Source organism: Teredinibacter waterburyi, assembly GCF_001922985.1.
GTDB lineage: Bacteria > Pseudomonadota > Gammaproteobacteria > Pseudomonadales > Cellvibrionaceae > Teredinibacter > Teredinibacter waterburyi.
Genome location: NZ_MRUH01000001.1, coordinates 1 through 857 on the forward strand (window position 1 = coordinate 1; position 857 = coordinate 857).

Sequence of the window (857 nt, forward strand, 5' to 3'; positions counted from 1 at the left end):
TTACAGTAAACAACACCAATGAATTCCAAGCCCTACTCTACCAGCCGTTAAGACGCATAACGTCTCACTCACCAGACCGAACGGAGTGGAACAAATTTGCATACAATGAGCGAAGCGAATGCAAATTTGAGGAACGCAGTTCGGGTCTGGTGCAGTGATTTGTTATACATTTTCTACTTCTTTGCAGTCAAAAGAAATACTGAGTACTCACCGTGTGGCTTTTTAACAATACTGGCATTTACAATTGATACGTCACGGAAGTTGGCTTTCTTTGCAGCAGTAGATATATCGTCTCGATTGAAACCAAAATGGTAGACACCTGTGTCTTCTGTGTGAAAGTTACCATCTTCACTATCAAGGTCCGAGATAGCTATCACTCCGTCATCACTTAGTAACTTGTGGAACTTTTCAAACATTAGACCAATATCTTTTACGTGATGCATTGTCATGGACGATATAATTCCATCAAATTTTCTTTCCACATCATCTAATTCTAGATCAACTTCCAAAATATCTAGCTCGCAACCCAGTCTACCTTGCTTTTGTTTAAGCTGGTTATTCATCGATTTAGAGACGTCAACAGCCGTTATTTTTCTCACCAATGGTGCAATACGTTCGAGTAGCAAGCCTGTGCCTGATCCAAAATCCATCAGGTGCATATCTTTATGAAGGTATAGATTTTGAATTATGGAGTTGGCTATGCTTGCAACATTTGAAACTCTATTGTCATCTTTCTCGTATGACACTGCTTTCATTTCAAAATAATCTCTATTCATCGAACCTCCCTGATTTTGTTGGTGTTCCCCACAAAAAGTAGACACCCCACTTATGCAGCAACAGCTGCTTTCGCTTCAAAC

Annotated in this window: 1 protein-coding gene; it reads right to left on the minus strand. The window is 39.9% G+C overall.

Annotated elements, in window-relative coordinates; translation table 11 throughout:
* Positions 1–173: 173 nt before the first annotated feature.
* Positions 174–776 (minus strand): class I SAM-dependent DNA methyltransferase, encoded by a 603-nt coding sequence (locus tag IDZ20_RS00005; RefSeq protein ID WP_188149375.1) that lies wholly within the window; start codon positions 774–776, stop codon positions 174–176.
* Between the last annotated feature and the right edge of the window lie 81 nt (positions 777–857).

Bases quoted from the DNA above. Each gene is read 5' to 3' on its own strand.
- IDZ20_RS00005 (WP_188149375.1), bottom strand. From the start codon at position 776: ATGAATAGAGATTATTTTGAAATGAAAGCAGTGTCATACGAGAAAGAT.